Genomic DNA, 2,920 nt, shown 5'->3' with positions numbered 1-2,920 from the left:
GCATAAATAGACTGGTCATCATCACCCACCGCAGTGAATTGCCCCATTACGCCGACCAGCAGTTTCACCAGGATGTACTGCGCTGTATTGGTGTCCTGATATTCGTCGACTAAAAGATAACGTACCCGATTTTGCCATTTATCCCGAACTTCAGCATTTTCCTGCAGTAAACGCGTAGGCATTACAATCAGATCGTCAAAATCTACGGCGTTATAGGCACGCAAGTTACGCTCATAAAGTTGGTATAAGTGTGCAAACTGTACATCTTCAGCAGTTTCACAGGTAGTGTGAGCCTGTTCTGGTGGAATCAGGTCATTTTTCCAGTCCGAAATCATTTTCATTGCCTTGGCAATGAGTTCTTTACTTTCTGCACCAGACAAATTATCACGGTGCATTAAATCCATCAGGATGCGCTTACAATCATCGGCATCCAAAATAGAAAAATTATTTTTTAATGGTGTATGTTTAAGTTCCAGTCGCAGCAAATTCAAACCAAAAGTATGGAATGTTGACACAGACAATCCTTTGGCTTCTTCACGAGATAATAATTTACCGACCCGCTCTTTCATCTCTCGAGCCGCCTTATTGGTAAAGGTCATGGCCGTAATACGATGTGCCGGAATACCGCAATTCTTGACCAGATGTGCGACTTTTCGCGTAATTACCGAGGTTTTACCTGAACCTGCCCCTGCAAGTACTAACAAGGGTCCTTGAGTGTATTTCATGGCTTCAAGTTGCTTGTCATTGAGTTGACTTGCCGACGACATAGTATTTCCTCGTATTGATTGGAGCTCGATTATAGTCATCTGCGCCAGACTTGCATAACCTAAAATACAAATTTGACATTCATAAAAAAACCACCCGAAGGTGGTTTTTTTAATTCATCATTAACGCATGAAGAATTATTGAACTGCGTAAATGCTGATTTCTACACGACGGTTTTGTTCACGGCCTTCAGCAGTCGCATTTGATGCGATTGGGTTCGCTGAACCTTGACCTTGAGCGTTAATACGTGAAGTTGAAACGCCTTTAGACGCTAAATAGCTTGCTACTGATTGAGCGCGGGCTTGAGACAATGGAATGTTAATAGAATCATTACCAGTGCTGTCTGTATAACCTGTTACAAGAATACCGCTCTTGTTATCTTCAGTTAAAGTTTGTGCAACTTTATTCAAAGTGGTGTAGAAGTTAGGCTTGATATTTGATTTGTTGGTATCAAATGTAATGCTACCTGGCATAACCAGACCTACCGAACCATCTGGATTACGGTTTACGTCTACACCAGTACCCGCCATTTGTTGACGAAGTTTTTTCTCTTTATTGTCAAGATAAACACCAGCAGCGCCACCTACAACTGCACCAATCGCAGCCGCACGGTTGTTTTGTGCGCTAGTATTTGCACTACCTTTAGAAATACCATAACCAGCAGCTGCACCCACTAATGCGCCAATTGCTGTTTTATCGTATTCCATGCCGCCTGTACTACCTGCAGTTTGACAACCTGATAGAACTAATGCCCCTGCCACAGCTGCTGAAATTACTAGTGCACGCATCGCATGCCTCCTTCTTGTGTTTTATCGTATGCTGGAATAATGGATTAAAAAAAATAGGCATACCATTGATTTTTTGTAAATAATCCATCCATTAATTACATTTTGTAATATTTCACGTGAGTGTCAAGAATAACTTCAGCACAATTTCTTCATACTTGTATGAATAGGCTTTTTTATTTTAAATTCTACAATTATATTGAATACCGAATAAAAACATTCGATGATTTTCTTTTAGGGCCATTTTCTATATGTCATCTCAAAATACCAAGCAACCGATATTAAAAAAAATATCTCGCGGACTTACTGTCGGGTCAGTGATTACTGGAAGTACTTTTTTTCATGGCCCACCTGTACTCGCATTGGGATTAACTAAACTGGTTAAAAAATCACGTAAAGTAGATGAAACCAACATTCAGATTACCAACAGTTGGCTAGGCGTTAACAATTGGCTGATTGATCATGTGCTACCACATTTAAAATGGGATATCACGATTGATGACGATCTAGATCTGAGCATGCAGGGCCGTTATCTGATGACCTGCAACCATCAAAGCTGGGTAGACACTACGGTCAATCAATACTTTGGCTTAACCCGCATGCCTCTCACCCGTTTCTTTACCAAATGGGAACTGATCTTTATTCCTTTCGTGGGTCAAGCCTTTAAAATTTTAGGTTTCCCGATGATGAAACGTCATAGCAAGGAACAGATTGCCAAAAATCCTGAACTTAAAACCCGTGATATGGAAGAATCACGTAAAGCCTGTGAGCAGTTATTAAGCCAGCCTTTTACCTTATTGAACTATTTGGAAGGTACCCGCTTTACGCCTGAGAAACATGCGCAGCAGCAATCGCCCTACAAACATTTGCTGAAGCCTAAAGCCGGCGGCTTAGCCTTGGCGCTTAATATTTTAGGCGACAAAATTGATGCGCTGGTCGACATGACCATTGTTTATCCAGATGGTGCGCCGGGTTATGGCGATTTCTGGTTAGGTGAAGTCAATCGCATTGCGGTAAATTTGCGTAAAATTGATATTCCGGACTGGGTATTAGGCGGTAATTATGAAGATGATGCTGAATACCGTAAACGTTTTCAGCAATGGGTTCATGAATTATGGACTGAGAAAGATCAACTGATTGAACGTATGAAGCAAGACTTGGCTGCAAAAGCATAAATTGTATTAAAGGAAGAAGATGAAGCAAGACGACCAGATTACACCTCCAACCTTTTCTTTTGTCAAAAAAGGCACCTGGGGATGGAAAGTCGCACTTGGCTATGACATTTTTATGATGATTCTGATTATCATCAACCTGTTCTGCTTAAGTGCCAATGCCATCCTGATGAGTGATTTTGGTGGCTGGCTGTTTAA

General features: G+C 41.2%; 3 protein-coding genes and 1 pseudogene. 2 read left to right on the top strand and 2 right to left on the bottom strand.

Features of this window, described 5'->3' with window-relative positions; translation table 11 throughout:
• On the bottom strand, positions 1–767 hold a 767-nt coding region (locus B4C48_RS13795; protein WP_291357481.1), incomplete at its 3' end, for a UvrD-helicase domain-containing protein.
• 135 nt (positions 768–902) lie between these two features.
• Positions 903–1,553 (bottom strand): OmpA family protein, encoded by a 651-nt coding sequence (locus tag B4C48_RS13790; protein WP_291357479.1) that lies wholly within the window; start codon positions 1,551–1,553, stop codon positions 903–905.
• Positions 1,554–1,801: 248 nt separating this feature from the next.
• Here B4C48_RS13790 and B4C48_RS13785 point away from each other — a divergent pair, with 248 nt between their 5' ends.
• Entirely contained in the window at positions 1,802–2,725 is a 924-nt protein-coding gene (locus B4C48_RS13785; RefSeq protein ID WP_291357477.1) for an acyltransferase, read from the top strand.
• A 19-nt stretch (positions 2,726–2,744) separates the two neighbouring features.
• Positions 2,745–2,920: pseudogene (locus tag B4C48_RS13780) on the top strand (preprotein translocase subunit SecA); the annotation flags it as partial.

It is taken from the genome of Acinetobacter sp. UBA3106 (assembly GCA_002365595.1).
Taxonomy (GTDB): Bacteria; Pseudomonadota; Gammaproteobacteria; order Pseudomonadales; family Moraxellaceae; genus Acinetobacter.
Note: the sequence above shows the minus strand (reverse complement) of the source record. Positions and strands in the feature narration are given on the sequence as shown.